We start from the raw sequence: 17,582 nt of genomic DNA on the forward strand, positions 1-17,582 counted from the left end.
ACACGCCTTAAAAGAACAAGATGGAAGAACGAAATGGAAAATGGTGAAGAAATACCAAAAGCTGTCTGAAATACGATGAAAAAAACCGCATTTCAAGACGCGCGCAATATTAGCATAAATTGTGGTTTGGGGCATGGTCTTGCTAGCGTGACATATTCAAGGTCAGGCTAGAAAAAGTCGGAAGTGTGGCTTAAGTAATTTAAATTTTTATGTGATTAATCTATAATTTTATAAACTTTATTGTATGGTTTCTCAGCAGATTTAACTGCCTGCCTTTATGTCTTTATTTTCCCAATATCTATTGCAACGCCAGTTTTGTATCTCGTTTGAATATCTAACGACGCAAAAAACGCATCTGGTCCCAACGACATTTGCAGGCTTTCCTGTGTGCATGACATTGGCTGACCGAGTACAAAGTGACACGGATATTGCTCCTTTAGAAGCAATGCAAGACTACCCTCAAAGCATTGAAAAAATTCTGCATTATTCGGGGAAAGGTCGAGATATCTCAGATTTTCAAACTTTTCTGAAAGATGCTCAGCAGCACGGGGTAGAGAATTTACTTTTGCTCAGTGGTGATAAACTCAAGCAGCATCAGGATGGGGCAAATGATCCGAGTTTACGGAGTCGTTATTTAGAGTCGGTCAATCAAGTCATGGCAGCCAAATACTTTGGCGGGTTTTATTTAGGGGTGGCGTTTAATCCTTTTAAATATGCAGAAGCAGAAAAGGATGCGCAGTATTTTAAACTGGATAAAAAAATTCAAGCTGGCGCTGACTATGTGATTACACAGTTGGGCTTTGACATGGATGTGTTGAGCAGTTACCAACACTATATGCAGCAATACTATCCACATGTACCTGTATTGGCGTGTGTCATGCCGCTGACCTTTATCCGTGCCCGCTTTATGGCCAAGCAAAAAGTCGCAGGCATCGTGCTTTCAGCAGATGTATTAAATTTTTTGCAACAAGAACAGCAAACTGACGCCATACAAGCTGAACAAAATGTCTATGCCCGCTGCGCTTTACAAATATTAATGTGTCAGCATTTGGGCTATGCAGGGGTTCATTTATCGGCCTGTCATAAAGCGGAAGAACAAGAGAAGTTGCAAAAAGCAATTTTGCAATTTGCCACATTAACGTTTGAACAATGTTTAGCAAAATGGAAAATGCTTTGGCGCTCTAGTGTAGATGTGAACTTCCACCCGACGGGCGCAAATAACCATAAAGCTCCAGTTGAACAAGTTTTGAAATATAAAAGTATGCATGTCATGCATGAGTTATTTTTTAGTTCAAAACTGGCCAAAGGGGCGGGATCTTATATTTTTGCGGCCAAATTATGGCAAAAACCGAAAGCTGATGCGGCCTTGCTGAAAACAGAATTTATCAGTAAACATGGCATCGTGGGCTGTGAGAATTGCGGACAATGTCGTTTAGGTGAAACCTTATATATTTGTCCTGAAACCTGTCCCAAAGGATTAGCCAATGGACCCTGTGGTGGCTCCAACCTTGACCGCTGTGAGTTTGAAGACCGTGAGTGTATACACTCGGTCAAAGCGCGTTTGGCGAAAGCCGTCGGTCAAGAAAAAATGCTGAAGCAAGAGCTCATCCCTACCGTTGCAATTGAAACTCGGCACAGTAGCTCTTGGAAAAACTGGTTCGTTCCACCGAATTCGTCACCAACAGAACATTAATTCACTTAAAGCATTATTCAGTCTGAAACTTTATAAATGTGAATCTTTCAGGCGCTAATCATTCTAAAAATCAGACGAATAGTCGTATAAAAAAATGAAAAAGATGAAAGAAACAATTAAGATCAACAGCAGATGAAAATCAAAAATTAAAAATAGAAATTTGAAGAATTTGGGGGAATACCACATGATGAAAAAAACCTGCTTAGGATTAGCTTTAGTTTTCACATTGTCAGGCACAACAGGCTGTTCAGTTGTCATGGCAAGCAAGCAGCCAAGCAAGAAAAATACCGAAATGATTCAACAAGTGCTGTCTCGTAACTTGGTGATTGCTGAATTTGGCGCACCGATCACCTCTGAATATAAAAATGGCAAACGCCATGAAATTTATACTTTTACTCAAGGTTATTCGACTGCCAGTAAAGTGGGACGTGCGTTTTGGCATGGTGCGGCAGATGTGGCGACCGTGGGCTTATGGGAACTTTTAGGAACACCTGCCGAATCCGTTTTTAACGGAAAGAAAATGTCTTATGAATTGATTTTTGATGAAAATGATCAGTTAGAACGTTATACCTATCTCATACAAGATGAGACCAAATAGTTGAATACAGAGATATTTTTATTGCATGCCGGTAAACAATTGCGCTAAGTTCAAATGGTAGAAAAATAAACGAATTATCCATTGGAATTTAGCAGGCATGATGCTACTTGAAGAAATATTTAAAAGTAAAAAGTTGGAACATACCGACCAATTTAATTTACGCATTCATCGTGGGTTAAGTTGGCTGAAAAAGTCGATTGATCTTTAAGATGACCTCGATTTGCAATTTATCAGTTTGTGGGTGTCCTTCAACGCAATATATGCGCAAGACTTACAGATTGCTCAGGACAAGCAAAGCTTAAGGCAGTTTTTATATGTGATTTGCCAAAAGGATACAGAGCATAAAATCTATAATATTTTATGGGAGCGTTTTAGTCAGCCGATACGATTGTTTTTGGATAATCCCTATGTTTATCAAGGTTTTTGGGATTATCAAAATCAAAAAATTAGCCATGACGCATGCAAAGAGGGCTTAGTGCATGAAAAACAGAAAGTACTGCACGCGCTTAAAGAAAAGGATTCCGTTGATATTTTAATGGTGCTGTTCAATCGCATGTATACGCTACGCAATCAAATGGTTCATGGCGGCGCGATCTATAAAAGTTCGGTCAATCGGAAACAGCTTCAAGACGGCTGCACAATACTGTTGGCACTCTTACCGGTGTTTATGGTGATTCTTTTGGAAAATGCAGAAACCTTGGATTTAGGCAAACCCTTTTATCCTGTGGTGCAGGTCAGTTAATTTTCAAAAAACTAAAGCCACAGTAATGTGGCTTTAGAGTAATGATCCATACATTTCATTGTGGATATTTTAGTTGCCGCGCAGTATAGAGTTGATCGATCAATACAAAAAAACCAGAAGCAATGACTAAGGCAATCCCTGTCATGCAGGTGGTGGTCCAGCCGCCATGATGCCATGCAAATACGCCCAAAGCTGAGCCACATGCACCACCGACAAAATAAAAAGTCATGTAAATTGAATTAATTCGAGATCGTGCAATCGGGTTGAGTTGGAAAATAATATTTTGATTACAGCTATGCACCATTGCCAAACCGAGGTTGATTAGACCATAGCCCAAAATATAAAAGGCGAGGGAGCTTCCACCCATATACAGCAGTCCCCAACTGAGGGCTAAGATGCTACAACCGAGCCAGGTTAATTTTCGGTTGAAACCCAAATCCGCCCAACGCCCAATCCACTGTGTCGATAGCGCACCAAACACACCAACTAACGTTACAACACCAACCCAAACATCGGCCAATTGAAAAGGTGGCTCAGTCAGTAACATGGCAATGGTGGAAAACAGCATACTCATCGCGGCAAAGACACAGCCTCCAATTAGAGAACGGAAAATTAACCGTGGCTCATGTTTGAGTAATGCGCCCATGGACTGGAAAACTTGGCTGTAGGGCATCCGTGTGATGCTGACCACGGGCAGACGTTTTTTGAGTAATAGTGCTAATACCAACATCAAGAGAGCACTGAGGATGTAAATCGATTTCCAATGAAACAGATAGGACAATAAGCCAGAGAGACTGGTCGATAACAGAATGCCGACCAATAACCCACTCATTAAAAAGCCAACAACTGCCCCAATTTTTTCAGGTCGAATCGCAACCGTGACCAAAGGGATGAGGACCTGAGCAGCCACTGAAAATAGCCCGGTGATAATGGTTCCTGCCCAAAGCATGTATAGATTGGTTGAAAAAGCACAGAGGGCTAAACCGACAGTTGCACCAAGCATGAGCAGAGGAATAAATTTGGCTTTATTCACAATATCGCCAATCGGCACAATAAACAGTAGACCCAAAGCATAAGAAATTTGCGCAAAGGTGACGGTTAGCGCCACCTCTGATTGTGGAATTTGAAAGCTTTGTTGGATAGAAGCGACTAAAGGTTGGCAATAATAATTGGCACCCGCACATAAACCACATGCAGCAGCCATAAGCCACAACAAAGTTTTATCATGGCTAATGTCGATCGAGGCTTTCATAAATTTTCCAGATTTTGGGCGGAAGCGTATGCAAAGAATTTGCTGCCACGCTGTTGTGGTCACTATAAGGAAAATCAAACAGGTCTTAAAGTGTTTCTCTGTGAATAGTATCCAAGTAGGGGTTTAGGATTTCTTACTGAGACTGATCATCAAGACACCCAGCATATTCAGACCGCAACCGACCCATTGCCATAGGTTTAAATGTTCATTCAACAACGCGACGGCCAGTAAAATCGTTAAAATGGGCCCGATAGAGGCAATCATGGCCGATTGTGCTGCCCCGAGTCGGACTATACTTTGCATCATCAAAATGGTTGGAAGTACGGTAACCAATAGTCCGAGCGCTAAACCATACAGCCAGACTTGACTCGGGAGTTGTTGAAGCAAGGCAATGGGCTGCGGTGTTGCAAATAGAAAATGAATAATCGTCCCAACGCAGGCTATGCTCAGGGCTAGACCAGTAAAGTGTAAAGAACCAAACTTTTGCATGAGGCCTGGCGTGAGTAATAAGTAAATTGCAAATAACACGGCGCTGGCAAAAACCAAACTACATCCGATCCAAAAGTACTGATCATGTGGTGTGGCATTTTGTTCTTGTAGCATCACTAAAACTGTCCCGCCATAACTTAAAATCAGGGCAAGAATGGTTTTAAAACTTAGTGGCTTTTTGAATAAAACAGCGGAAGCCAGCACGGTTAATGTGGGATATAGGAAAAGTATAATTCGTTCAAGTGAAGCACTGATATACATCAAGCCACGGAAGTCGAGCCAGCTCGAAAAGTAATAGCCGATTAATCCTGAAATGAGCAAGAGCACCCAATCTTTTCGTTGAATCATTTGATAGGAACATCGACTCAGCCATGCAATGACCAAGAAAAACGGCAATGCACTCATCATGCGTAAAGCCATGAGGACAGTGGCATCGACAAGAGGAGAAAGTGCATAGGCTTGCTTAATAAAGATCGCTTTGGTACTAAACAAGAAGGCAGCAATCAGCGCAAAAATTGCACCGATGAAGTGCGGACTAAGGTTTCTTGACATAAGTTAAGGTGTGCCTCATGACGACTGAACGAATTCGACAGCATTGATCCGATAAGTTTGAACTGTCATTTTGATTATAAAAAATGCATCGTGTGAGTAAAAATGCAAAAAAAGAATAGTACTTATTCCTTTATGCATAAGGGATTGCTAGATCAAACATGAAAAACAGTGGAAGAAATGACCAATTTGGTTTTGAATTTTTTAATCTCAACATGACTCGGCAGGTCAAATATATCAGGCTGAAACATTTAAGGTGAAAATTGCACACAAATGGTGCAATAGTGTTTTTTAGGGATAGAAACTCAGTAGCAATATCATGATGCTAAATATTCAAAAAATTATTTTTTTAACTAAAAAAGTCAATTCTAAGACTTAAGGCGAAGCATCAGGTGGGGAGGGCAAGATCTCAATAAACCCGAAACGTGGGCAAAAATCCATCGGATATTCAAGCTGACCGATTTGACGAGACTGTGGCAGAAAAAAGTCAGTTTTCAATGCAGGTCAGCATGTCAAAACTGTCAAATGAGTCAACGAGCTGATGCAGTTTGGATGAAAGAGTGGCTTTACCTGACTTAAGTCGATTTTTCACGACACGTTCAGGTCATTCTGTGTTGAATGAAAATGTCACAATGATCAACGCAGTGAAACAATCTGCACTAAAACTAGCGAAATTATTTATGTTTTTGGTCTTAAGTAATATTAAAAAGTTATAAATAGGATAAAAATGAGTAATAAATCGACAAATAAAACTGAATAAATGAAATATCGCACCATTCTTTTCATGAATCATGAGTTCAAAATATGGGTATTTATTAAATAAATATTGGGTAGTATTTTAAAAAAGTTCAATTAGAATCCAAAAATTGTACAAAAACACATCCTGAGGGGAGACATCGCGGATTGCGATGTTTACTTAAGAAAAATTAGCTTGAGGAACGCTCATGCAGATCGGAATTCCAGCCGAAACTGTTGTCGGTGAAAATCGCGTCGCTGCGACGCCTGAAACAGTAAAGAAGTTGATCAGCGCTGGTCATAGCGTCGTTATTGAACGTGGAGCAGGGGTAAACGCTGCTTACATCGATAGTGCCTATGAACAAGTTGGTGCCAAAATTACGGATGATGCCTATACCGGTAGTCAAATGATTTTGAAAGTTCGTGCGCCTAAAGGTGACGAAATTCAAAAACTCACAGCGGGTACCACCGTTGTGGGGATGTTTGACCCTTACCGCAACACCGAACTTGACCAATTTGCGTCACAAAACGTGTCTGCATTTGCATTGGAACTTTTGCCACGGACCTTATCTCGTGCGCAAAACATGGACGTACTTTCATCTCAAGCCAACCTTTCAGGTTATAAATCTGTGCTTTTGGCTGCGGCAGAATATCAACGTATGTTCCCAATGTTGATGACAGCAGCAGGTACAGTGAAACCTGCACGTGTTGTGATCATGGGCGTAGGTGTTGCAGGCTTACAAGCTATTGCAACAGCAAAACGTTTAGGTGCCGTAGTTGAAGCAACTGACTTACGTCCTACAGCACGTGACCAAGTTGAATCTTTGGGTGGTAAATGGTTAGACGTACCAATGTCACCAGAAGAGCAACAAAAAGCAGCTGATGCTGCGAAAAATGGTTATGGCTGGATGCCGGGTGAAGACTACATTCGCGACCAAGCGATTATTGTTGATAAAGCCGTATCGAATGCTGACATCGTGATTACGACTGCATTATTGCCGGGTCGTGACGCACCACGTTTAATCAAAGCAGAAACTGTTGCCAAAATGAAACCAGGCTCAATCATTTTAGATATGGCGGTTGAAACTGGCGGGAACGTTGAAGGTTCTGTCTGCGGCGAAAATGTTGTGACTGCAAATGGCGTGAAAATTCTCGGTATTCCAAATATTCCTTCAACAGTTTCGACTGAAGCGTCGGCACTATACGCACGTAACGTTTTGAATTTCATTGAAACCCTGTTTGATAGCGAAAAGAACTTCGCAATTAACCCTGAAGAAGAAATTCAAAAAGCACTACTTGTCACTCATGGCGGCCAAGTGCTGCTGAAACGTGGTTAAGGAGAATCATCATGGTTGAAACGATTACTATTTTTGTCTTGGCAATCTTTGTTGGTTACTACGTGGTTTGGGGGGTAACACCTGCACTACATACACCATTAATGGCTGTAACCAATGCTTTGTCATCGATCATTATCGTTGGTGCGATGATTCAAACCGTTGGTATCCCAGGTATTGTGGATGCAAGCGTACAGTTCCAAAGCATTAACGTGGTGAGTATTTTAGGTGCGATTGCCGTTTTCCTTGCAAGTATCAACATTTTTGGTGGCTTTGCGGTGACTGCACGTATGCTTGAAATGTTCAAACCTAAGCAAAAGAAAAAAGAGGGTTAATCCATGGAATTCATTAAAGAATATGCGGATTGGTTCTACCTGATTGGTGCCGTTCTTTTTATCTTAACGTTGCGTGGTTTGTCTGGTCCAAAAACTGCGATTCAAGGTAACCGTTATGGCATGATCGCAATGGCAATTGCTGTAATTACTACATTCTTTGTCGCAGATCATCCAGTGATTTGGATGATTGTGGGTGCAATGGTGTTGGGTGCGGTCGTTGGTATTGCACGTGCAAAAACAGTTCCGATGACGCAAATGCCTGAAACTGTGGCACTGATGCACTCATTGGTCGGTTTGGCTGCGGTACTGATTGCGATCGCTGCGATTCTACATAACAACCAATTGACTGCGGCATTCGCGGAGAATGAAGCGGTATTAACAGCAGCGGGTGTAGAACATGCCCACATGAGCAAAGTTCATTTATTTGAATTGTTTGTAGGCTGTTTCGTTGGTGCGATTACATTCACAGCATCGGTATTTGCTTACGGTAAATTGGCTGCGAAGAAATGGGCAAAAACCATTTCAGGTGGATGGGTAAAACCTGTTCAAGCTTTAATTTTCCTAGCGATGTTGGCGTGTGGTATCTACTTCTTTACCACAGGCAACATGAACGCATTCTGGGCAATGACTGTTCTTGCACTTGCATTTGGTTGGGTATGGATTGCGCCAGTAGGCGGTGGTGATATGCCTGTGGTGGTATCGTTACTAAACTCGTTCTCAGGTTGGGCAGCAGCAGGGATTGGTTTCACGCTTGAAAACAACATGCTGATTGTTGCAGGTTCACTGGTTGGTTCATCGGGTGCAATTCTGTCTTACATCATGTGTAAAGCCATGAACCGTTCAATCATCAACGTTTTGTTTGGTGGTGCAATGGGTGGTACAGCAGTAGCGGCGGCGGATAATGGTGAAAAAGCACAGCGTAATCACCGTTCAGGCTCTGCAGACGATGCTGGCTTCTTGATGTCAAATGCGGATAGCGTGGTGATCGTACCGGGTTATGGTATGGCGCAAGGTCGTGCACAAAATGCCGTGAAAGAATTGTGTGAAATCTTAAAAGAACAAGGTGTAAAAGTTCGTTTTGCGATTCACCCAGTGGCAGGTCGTATGCCGGGTCACATGAACGTACTTTTAGCTGAAGCTGATGTTGCATACGAAGACATTCTTGAAATGGACGAGATCAACTCAGACTTCCCAGCAACAGATGTAGTACTGGTGATTGGTGCGAATGACGTTGTCAACCCAGCGGCAAAAGACGATCCAAGTTCTCCAATTTACGGTATGCCAATCCTTGAAGCGCATAAAGCACGTACCATTATGGTGATCAAACGCTCTATGGCTACAGGCTACGCAGGTCTAGACAATGACTTGTTCTATAACGATAAAACGATGATGATCTTCGGTGATGCGAAGAAAGTTGTGGAAGATATGACAAAAGCCATTAATGGCGGCGGTCATTAATCCATATTGCCAAAGTCCCGCTGTGATAAAGCGGGATTGAGGAAGATTTAAACCACCTTCGGGTGGTTTTTTGTTTTCTTCGCTTTTATTTTCTTGGCTTTTGATTAATGAATGCTTCACACTAAAAGTGCACAAATATTTAGCGCATCAGGTGCTTGAATCAAATTGATGCGTATTTTGAAACAAAGGTGCAGATTGATGCGCTGTTTTGTTTCATTAGATTTGATCTCAGCGATTCAGAACATCGTTGCGAACTGATTTTGTGATGCAATGTATTGAAAAATAATTAATTGTCTGAAATTTGGTATTCTTTTTGCACAGCATGGTTATTCTTGGGGGGAATAATCATGAAAAAAACATACTTGATGGCACTGTTTCTGAGTGTCCTGACATCGACTGCATGGGCAGTTGACCAGCAAATCGCCAGTAATATTCAAGAAATTCGTATTTCACTCGACAGTATTTGGGTGGTACTGGGCGGTATCTTGGTCTTCTTTATGCAAGCCGGATTTGCCATGATCGAAAGTGGTTCAGTTCGCAGTAAAAATACCGTGAATGTACTCATGAAAAACTACATGGATGCCTGCTTGGGTGGTCTGGTGTTTTGGTTGGTGGGTTTTGGTCTGATGTTTGGGGTCAATACCACGGGCTGGTTTGGCTTCAGTCATTTTGCACCCGATCAACTGGATGATTGGCACTGGAACCTTCTATTTTTCCAAATGATGTTTGCTGCAACGGCAACCACCATTGCCAGTGGTGCAATGGCAGAGCGGATTCATTTTGTGGCTTATGTGGTGAGTGCGGCCGTTGTCTCAGGTCTGATTTATCCTGTCTTTGGTAGTTGGGCATGGGGCAGTTTATTTGGCGGAGACGGTTGGTTAAAAGCACTCGGATTTATCGACTTTGCAGGTTCGACCGTGGTGCATTCAATGGGCGGCTGGGTTGCCTTGGCTGGCATCATTGTATTGGGACCACGTTTGGGTCGATTTGGACGCAATGGGCAAAGCCATTATTTACCAGGGCATAACTTACCTTTGGTAGCATTAGGCGGTTTTATTTTATGGTTAGCATGGTTTGGTTTTAATGCAGGCTCGACCATTAATGCCAATGTCAGCGTAGGACGTATTGCTTTAAATACGCATCTTGCGGCGTGTGCTGCCGTGGTTGCATATATGTTGCTCTGTCTCATCCGATCTAAAGCCATTTTGATCCGCAGTACGATCAATGCCTCACTGGGTGGCTTGGTTGCCATTACGGCAGGCTGTGCAACGATGTCTCCACTGTATGCGGTCATCACCGGTTTATGTGCAGGTGTGATGGTGACCTTCCTACCAATGCTCATGGAAAAAATGAAACTGGATGATGTGGTTGATGCGGTGACCGTGCATGGATTCTGTGGCGCATGGGGAACATTGGCTGCTGGGATCTTCCTTGAAAATAATATGTTTAATGGCGATGTCATCGCGATACAAGGGCTTGGAGTGATTGCAGCCTTTTTATGGGGCTTTGGCGTTGCGTTCATTGTATTTAAGGTCTTGGACAAATTGTTGGGTGGCTTACGGGTGAGTAAGCAACATGAACAACGGGGTTTGGACTATACCGAACATGCTGAATTGTCTTATCCCGAGTTTCAAAAAGATGTGACTTTTGAAACGGATGATATGACCAAGCGTCATTAACAGGAGTAAAGCAATGAGCACCGAACTGTTGAATTTGGCACAACGCCGCGAAGCTTTAGAAAAAGGCTTACAACAATTTATTCATGGGACTTTACTCGACAGTGCGCTACGGCACTGGGAACAGCAGTACAGCATGAAACCGTCATTTGTCTTGAATCGCTTCTTAAATGATATCTGTACCACAGAGGAGCTTCGCTTTTATCGTAAAGATATGCTGAAGCAAGTTTTGTATGAGTTATCTACCTTAGAAAAGCAGGAACTGTTAAGGGTTGAAAAACCGCAGGAGCAGGAGCAAGAAGACGAGCTCATTGCAGAGACCATTAGCGAGGCCTTTTTAGGCTTTATCGAGTCAGTCATGCTGACGGTGAAATCTACAGATCAGGCTGATTTCACCCAAGATGTGATTCAGCAATTAGAAGAAATCGGGCTGGCAATTGCAGCAAATGCACAAATTAATTCAGCGAGTTTTGTCGAGTTTTTGCCCTTGACCAGTTATGCCAAAGTTTTGACGAGCATTTATGAAGTGTATTGTGACTTTTATGGCCCGATGCGTGCAGACCAAGTTTATGCACAAACCAAGCTGAAAATTAAAGCCAATTATCCTGAGGTGGATTTACATCAACTGCTTTAGTGTAGGGGGTAAAACACCATGAAGCTGATTGTCCGTGTATAAAGTGAAGGGATAAAAAAAGCGACCTAATTAGGTCGCTTTTTTCTGGAAGCTTAAGCTACAGTTTCTGGAGCTGTACGCCATAAGCTTTCTAGATCATAGAATTTACGTGCTGTAGGTAACATCACATGTACCACTACAAAACCGAGATCAATCAGGATCCATTCTGCATCACGTTCACCTTCAACGCCAATCGGGCGGAATCCAGCTTTACGTGCTTCTTCTGCCACGTTGTCTGCAAGAGACTTAATGTGACGAGTTGAAGTACCGCTCGCAATTACAATCGCATCTGCGACATTGCTGATTGCTTTGATATCAAGTTCAACAATATCTTTGGCTTTTACATCTTCAAGTGCTTCACGTACAACAGCTAAACAAGCTTGTACATCTTTGATATTTGCGAGATCGTGAGAATTAGAAGCGCTGGGCGATGGTTCTAAATTCATAGAGGGTATGATTTCCTGACAATTTTACATGTTCTAATATAGCGGTTTTGTTGATGAATTTCAAATCAACACGTCATTGACCATTAGCTAAATGAGGGAAGTATTTGTCTTTCCACGCAAAAGAATGTGATGAGTTGCTTCGTGGTCGGTATTCAGCCGCGATGTAACCTGTATATTGGCTTTGATCTAACCATTTAAAAATCTCAGCAAATGGAATCTGCGCTGAGTCAGGTTCATGTCGCCCCGGACAGTCAGCAAACTGTATGTGACCGATATCCTGAATATTTTCTGCCAAAGTACTGAGAATATCTTCACCCATCATCGCCATGTGGTAGCAGTCATATTGCATCTTCAAAGTAGAGTGTTGTACAGCTTCAAGCATTTCCTGAGCTTGGGCAATATTTTGGACCAAAAAGCGCGGCATATCAGTGCTATTAATCATTTCAAATACCGGTTGAATATGATGTTCAGACAACATGTGGCACGCCAGTTTGAGGTTGCTCGACAAGGTATTTAAACATGGGAGCAAGTCAGCATCTTGTGGCTGTTTGCCGGCTAAAATATTGACACTCGGTACATTTAACGCAGTGGCATAGCGAATGCATTGTTCTAAGGCCTGATGAAATTGATTTTCACGCCCCGGAACTCCCGCAAGACCATCACCGCCTTGCATCAAATCACCCGCAGGGACATTGATTAAACACAGGCTTAAATCATTAATGGTGAGTTGGGTTTGGATCTGCTCAATACTCAGCTCATACGGAAACTGAATTTCTACATGCTTAAAACCGTGTTCACGAGCCAAAGCAAAACGCTCTAACAACGGCACTTCGGTAAAAATCATGGATAAATTAACCGCGAGCTGAGTCATGTATATCGTCCTTGAAGCAATTTACTTCTAAAGTGAAAGTCGTTAGTTTTGTTCGACATGTTGAATGATGGTGGCTAAATCTTTTTCTGCAAAACCATTGTCCTGATGGGCTTTGAGTTGCGATAAAGCTAGGCTGGCAACAGGGATGCTTAATTCAAACTGGGCAGCCAGTTGGACTGCATTATTCAGGTCTTTAGATAAAGTTTGAACTTTCCATTGCACGGGTTCGAACTGATGCGTTGCCATACGTGGGGTTAAAATCTGAAAAGGCTTTGAATCTGCAAATCCACCGGCAAGCGCTGGTGCCAATAACGTGGTGTCTACACCTGATTTCTCGGCCAGTGCGACAGCTTCTGCGATTAACGTGCTATTGGCAGCGACGATCAGCTGATTACAAATTTTGGTGGCTTGACCTGTACCTGAGTCGCCCATGCGGGTAACACGTTGAGATAAAACATTGTAAATCAGACTCAAATCTTGAATCGTTTGAGCATCACCACCGGCAAAGATGACCAAGGTGCCTTGTTCAGCACCTGCTGTACCCCCCGAAACAGGCGAGTCAATCCAAGTGACTTGTTTCAACTTTGCAGCATGAGCCAATTGATGGGTTTGATTCACAGATAGACTCGAGAAGTCGACAATAATTTGTCCTGCCGCTAAATGATTTTCGATGCTTGCATATACCGCAGCAACAGCAGCATCGTCTGCGAGACAAGATAAAACCACAGGATAATGGGCAATCTTCTCCAATTGAAGCGCTGTCGCGCCAATCGCAATCAACTCATCACACGCAGCAGCAGTTCTGTTCCACACCGCAACTTCAAATCCTGCCTGAATGAGACGCGTGGCCATACGGCTACCCATCAGCCCCATACCTAGAAATGCAATTTTTGTATTACGATCAAACGCCATGTGCTGTACTCAATCTATCCTGTGTGACTATTTTACTTATATTGGCGTGGTAAAAACTGAACCTCTGGGTTCTTGTCTTTTTTACGTGCCAATTTGCTGTTTTTGCCGAGCAGTAATTTTAATTGCCAGATTTTTTCTAAGCGTAAAGATCGTTTTGGACTATGTTCCATGGCATCTAGCACTTGTTTTGCCGCTGCCAAGGCATCTGGTGAACGTTGTGATAATTCTTCGGCTAACTGCTGCGCTTGAAGCAAAGGCTGTTCATTTAAATGCGTCACTAAGCCAATATCCTTGGCATATTCTGCGTCAAAAATACGTGCTGTTAAGGTTAATTCTTTGGCTAAATCCAGTCCTATCACACCTTTGAGTGAGCGAGTTAAGCCCATATCAGGGACTAAACCCCAACGACTTTCCATAATCGACATTTGCGTTTTCGGGTGGGCAATACGGATATCGGCAGCCAAGGCAAGTTGCATGCCTGCACCAAAGCAAAAGCCTTCAAGTGCGGCAATCACCGGCACAGGAAGTTGCTGCCAAATCAGAAAGGCTTTTTGAAATAAACTTTGACCGGGTTTTAACAGTTCCCATGCAGCATAGGCACGATTTTTCGGATCATTTAGGTCAGCCAAATCAATGCCAGCACTAAATACATTGGCTTCACCGGTTAAAATGACACAGCGTAAGCTACGATCTTTTTTTAATTTTTCAGCGGTGCTAACCAATTCTTTGAGCAATGCAAAGCTCATTGCATTACGTTTTTCTGGACGGTTTAAGTAAACCGTTACAATGCCATTATTTTTTTCTACACGTAATAAAGCCATGGTAATTACTCTTGTTGTTTCTGCGCCCGAGCATAGCATGCACCCTGACAGGATACATGACAGTGCAGTCACAACAGAAGCTAGACGGCACTGACTTTAGTCGGACTGCGCTTAATTATTTTGTTTGGCTAAGATTTGTTGAGCTGCGTGTTCAACTTGCGCCATGACATTTTTTAACTCATCAAAACGGTTCAAGGTTTCTTGGACAAAAGCGTCATCCGCTTTACGGCGTTCCTTACGTAAGGTCGAAACAAATTGCTCAAATTGACCTGAAACCTCTTGGAGGGTTGGAGCGCCCACATAGCGGGTTGCGCCATAAAGCCGATGTAGTACATGCTCTAATTGTGGAAAATCTTCATCTTCGATGAGCTGTGCCATTTCATGGATTTCTTGCTCAAAGCTATCGACGAGCATTTTTAGTAAATCGACTGCAAGGTCTTCTTTATTCGCGGCCAGCTGCAAGCTTTGTTGCCAATCTAAAATACTCGGCTCTAGGGCTTCAATCACTGAACTGCGCTCTAAAACCGGCACTTTCTTAAAGTTATCGGTAGTCCATTGGGTCAAGATTTGAATAATTTGATCCATTTGAATGGGCTTGGTGACATAGTCATCCATACCACTTTGCAGAAGCTTTTGTTTTTCATCAGAGAGCGCATGTGCCGTCAAAGCGATAATTGGAAGGCGCTTATGATTTTCAAAAGTCGACTCAAGTGAACGAATGGCACGCGTGGTATCGACACCTGACATCACTGGCATTTGAATATCCATAAATATGAGGTCAAAAGCCGTCAAACCTTGCTCTTGGCGAGCTTGAATGATTTCAATGGCTTCTTGTCCATTCAAAGCCTTGGTGGTTTTCACATTTAACTCAGAGAGCAGGGCTTCAAGTACAATCAGGTTCGGTAAATGATCGTCGACAGCCAAAATGTGCAGACCTTGACCATTAAATTCTTCATGTTGCTCTTGATCAAACCACGGCTCATTACTCAACAACTGAATCAGCGCTGTACGGCTGAGGGGTTGATGCAATGGGCGAGCACGGTACTCGTTCAACATGTTTGGATCGAGCATCATTTGGTAGCCATAAACCGCTAAGTTACCGCTATAACGATGACGAATTTCTTTCAGTAAGGCTTCGGAGTCGCCGCTATGGTCGACGATCAACCAAGTATTTTCATTGGTTTGCAACTGATTGAGTCGGCTAAATAAATCTAGGATTGACTGCGTTTCAATATGTTCAACATCATAATTTTCTAAATAATGACGTAGGACATTGGCGGTTGCTGGATGCGCTAAATAAGAAACAACATGTAGATTGCTAAATTGTGGATGCACAATTTCAATTTCATCATCCACCACAAAACGCGCAGTAAACCAGAAGGTTGAACCTTTTTCTGTTGGGGCACGTTCTTGGTTATCTTCAAAACCAATTTGTCCATGCATTAGGCTGACCAATTGTTTGGAAATGGCAAGACCTAAACCCGTACCGCCAAATTGACGGGTCACAGATGCATCACCTTGCGAGAAGGATTCAAACAGTTTCTTACGGTCAGTACCACTTAGCCCGATACCACTATCTTGGACACTAAAGTGCAGCAGACATTGACCGATGTCATCGTGCTCCATACGGACACGGACAATAATTTCACCATCTGGGGTGAACTTAATCGCATTTGAAATTAAGTTGGTTAAAATTTGTTTGAAGCGTAGGGCATCACCAACCACAAATTTCGGCACATTGTCCGCATAGTAGAAGGTCATATCGATGTGCTTTTGCGCTGCCAATGGAGACAACATATCCATCACATCAAAGACGGCTTCTTCTAAGTCAAATTGCGCAGTTTCAAGTTCTAGTTTGCCTGCATCGATTTTCGAGAAATCAAGCACGTCATTAATTAAAGCCAATAAATGCGCAGAAGATTTACGAATCGTTTGTAGATATAAATTTTGTTCATTACTGAGGTTGCCTTGGCGCAGTAAAAGATGAATAAAGCCATCAATACTGTTAAGTGGCGTGCGCAGTTCATGGGAAATATTGGCTAAGAACACCGACTTCGACTGATTGGCATGGATCGCTTGGTCACGAGCTTGACGATAGGTGATGTTTTGCACTTCCAAAGTATCGAGGGTGCGTCTTAAGTCATCTTCCGTTTGTTCGGTATGTTCACGTAACTCTAAGAAACTGAAATGCAAGCGTTTAACCACATTGGCAATATCACGCTGTAATAAACGGAGTTCGCCAGTACTGTTAATGATCATGTGCTGATCTAGGGTGTCGGCATTTAAACGTTGTAACTGCATACGAATTTCGTACATTGGTGCAATCCAACGACGTGAATAGAAATTCAAACACAGCAAAAGTAATAAGAGCGTCAATAAACCTGTTGCAATCAACACGATTAACACGCGATAGCGGGCAATTTGCAGCGGTTGATTATCCAGTTCAATGCTTAACCATGCCGGCGTCTGGGTTGAATCTGAAATTTTCAGGGCATAAACATGGTTACCCTGATGTGGAATTGGTCCAATAAAAGATGCTTTACTGTCAAAAGCAGGCCAAATAGCTTGATCTTGAAAGCCAATGCTCAGGCGGTTATTGCCTTTGAAATCTATAATCGCAGCACGAATCAAATGTTTTTCGTTCAACATGCTTTGCATGGCATTACGAGCTTGATCAAACTGCCACGGATAATGGTTGAGCAACTCTATAGCCGATTCTGATGTCGGTTGATAGCGCGTCAGAATCGCAACAGCCATTTGTCTTTGTTGTGCTTTGGCTGCATTGGAGGTTTCTGTTATTACCAACATCGCACCGACACAAGCCAAAATGGTGATCGGCACGAAAATAAGTGCAATCAACTGACCATAGGCATGATTTAAGTGTAGGCGTTTAAAAAGCTTTTTGTTGATATTTGACATGGTTTAAGCAGTTTATTCCTTATGCCCCGAATATTAGCATGGATTATTTAAAACTGATTGTGCTTTAATCACTTTCACG

14 protein-coding genes and 1 pseudogene are annotated in these 17,582 nt (G+C 42.6%); 8 read left to right on the forward strand and 7 right to left on the reverse strand.

What is annotated here, in order from left to right; translation table 11 throughout:
• Window positions 1–277: 277 nt before the first annotated feature.
• The 3 genes and pseudogenes from LXF01_RS02630 to LXF01_RS02640 all read left to right on the forward strand — a co-directional run bounded on the left by LXF01_RS02630 (window position 278) and on the right by LXF01_RS02640 (window position 3,033).
• On the forward strand, window positions 278–1,693 hold the full coding sequence (locus LXF01_RS02630) for a methylenetetrahydrofolate reductase C-terminal domain-containing protein (protein WP_233944985.1): 1,416 nt from the start codon (window positions 278–280) through the stop codon (window positions 1,691–1,693).
• Between the two features lie 187 nt (window positions 1,694–1,880).
• Window positions 1,881–2,291: a hypothetical protein gene (locus LXF01_RS02635; RefSeq protein ID WP_233945414.1), complete on the forward strand. Its 411-nt coding sequence runs from the start codon at window positions 1,881–1,883 to the stop codon at window positions 2,289–2,291.
• A 97-nt stretch (window positions 2,292–2,388) separates the two neighbouring features.
• Window positions 2,389–3,033, forward strand: a pseudogene (locus LXF01_RS02640) (hypothetical protein).
• A gap of 55 nt (window positions 3,034–3,088) precedes the next feature.
• On the opposite strand, the gene LXF01_RS02645 reads toward LXF01_RS02640, so the two are convergent.
• Window positions 3,089–4,285 carry an MFS transporter gene (locus LXF01_RS02645; protein WP_180183189.1) on the reverse strand — a complete coding sequence of 399 codons (1,197 nt, stop codon included), beginning with the start codon at window positions 4,283–4,285 and terminating at the stop codon, window positions 3,089–3,091.
• Between the two features lie 123 nt (window positions 4,286–4,408).
• Complete coding sequence (locus LXF01_RS02650; protein ID WP_180183190.1) at window positions 4,409–5,326, reverse strand: DMT family transporter; 918 nt, start codon at window positions 5,324–5,326, stop codon at window positions 4,409–4,411.
• A gap of 941 nt (window positions 5,327–6,267) precedes the next feature.
• Here LXF01_RS02650 and LXF01_RS02655 point away from each other — a divergent pair.
• The 5 genes from LXF01_RS02655 to LXF01_RS02675 all read left to right on the forward strand — a co-directional run bounded on the left by LXF01_RS02655 (window position 6,268) and on the right by LXF01_RS02675 (window position 11,495).
• A complete protein-coding gene (locus LXF01_RS02655) occupies window positions 6,268–7,395 on the forward strand; it encodes a Re/Si-specific NAD(P)(+) transhydrogenase subunit alpha (protein WP_111885447.1) in 1,128 nt (375 codons plus the stop codon).
• An 11-nt stretch (window positions 7,396–7,406) separates the two neighbouring features.
• A complete protein-coding gene (locus LXF01_RS02660; RefSeq protein ID WP_078191287.1) occupies window positions 7,407–7,727 on the forward strand; it encodes a proton-translocating transhydrogenase family protein in 321 nt (106 codons plus the stop codon).
• A gap of 3 nt (window positions 7,728–7,730) precedes the next feature.
• The gene (locus LXF01_RS02665) at window positions 7,731–9,185 is read left to right on the forward strand and encodes an NAD(P)(+) transhydrogenase (Re/Si-specific) subunit beta (protein ID WP_078191286.1); all 1,455 of its coding nucleotides are present in this window, start codon (window positions 7,731–7,733) and stop codon (window positions 9,183–9,185) included.
• Window positions 9,186–9,532: 347 nt separating this feature from the next.
• A complete protein-coding gene (locus tag LXF01_RS02670; protein ID WP_180183191.1) occupies window positions 9,533–10,864 on the forward strand; it encodes an ammonium transporter in 1,332 nt (443 codons plus the stop codon).
• A gap of 13 nt (window positions 10,865–10,877) precedes the next feature.
• On the forward strand, window positions 10,878–11,495 hold the full coding sequence (locus LXF01_RS02675; protein ID WP_168378723.1) for a hypothetical protein: 618 nt from the start codon (window positions 10,878–10,880) through the stop codon (window positions 11,493–11,495).
• 92 nt (window positions 11,496–11,587) lie between these two features.
• Here the strand turns inward: LXF01_RS02675 and rsfS are convergent, their stop codons facing one another.
• The 5 genes from rsfS to LXF01_RS02700 all read right to left on the reverse strand — a co-directional run bounded on the left by rsfS (window position 11,588) and on the right by LXF01_RS02700 (window position 17,503).
• Complete coding sequence (rsfS, locus tag LXF01_RS02680) at window positions 11,588–11,980, reverse strand: ribosome silencing factor (protein WP_086178424.1); 393 nt, start codon at window positions 11,978–11,980, stop codon at window positions 11,588–11,590.
• Window positions 11,981–12,053: 73 nt separating this feature from the next.
• Complete coding sequence (locus tag LXF01_RS02685; protein WP_180102850.1) at window positions 12,054–12,851, reverse strand: hydroxypyruvate isomerase family protein; 798 nt, start codon at window positions 12,849–12,851, stop codon at window positions 12,054–12,056.
• A gap of 42 nt (window positions 12,852–12,893) precedes the next feature.
• The gene (locus LXF01_RS02690) at window positions 12,894–13,763 is read right to left on the reverse strand and encodes an NAD(P)-dependent oxidoreductase (protein WP_180078719.1); all 870 of its coding nucleotides are present in this window, start codon (window positions 13,761–13,763) and stop codon (window positions 12,894–12,896) included.
• A gap of 32 nt (window positions 13,764–13,795) precedes the next feature.
• Complete coding sequence (locus LXF01_RS02695; RefSeq protein ID WP_233944986.1) at window positions 13,796–14,584, reverse strand: crotonase/enoyl-CoA hydratase family protein; 789 nt, start codon at window positions 14,582–14,584, stop codon at window positions 13,796–13,798.
• A 111-nt stretch (window positions 14,585–14,695) separates the two neighbouring features.
• The gene (locus LXF01_RS02700) at window positions 14,696–17,503 is read right to left on the reverse strand and encodes a GacS-like sensor histidine kinase (protein ID WP_233944987.1); all 2,808 of its coding nucleotides are present in this window, start codon (window positions 17,501–17,503) and stop codon (window positions 14,696–14,698) included.
• Window positions 17,504–17,582: the final 79 nt, after the last annotated feature.

The organism is Acinetobacter sp. SH20PTE14 (assembly GCF_021391555.1).
GTDB lineage: Bacteria > Pseudomonadota > Gammaproteobacteria > Pseudomonadales > Moraxellaceae > Acinetobacter > Acinetobacter amyesii.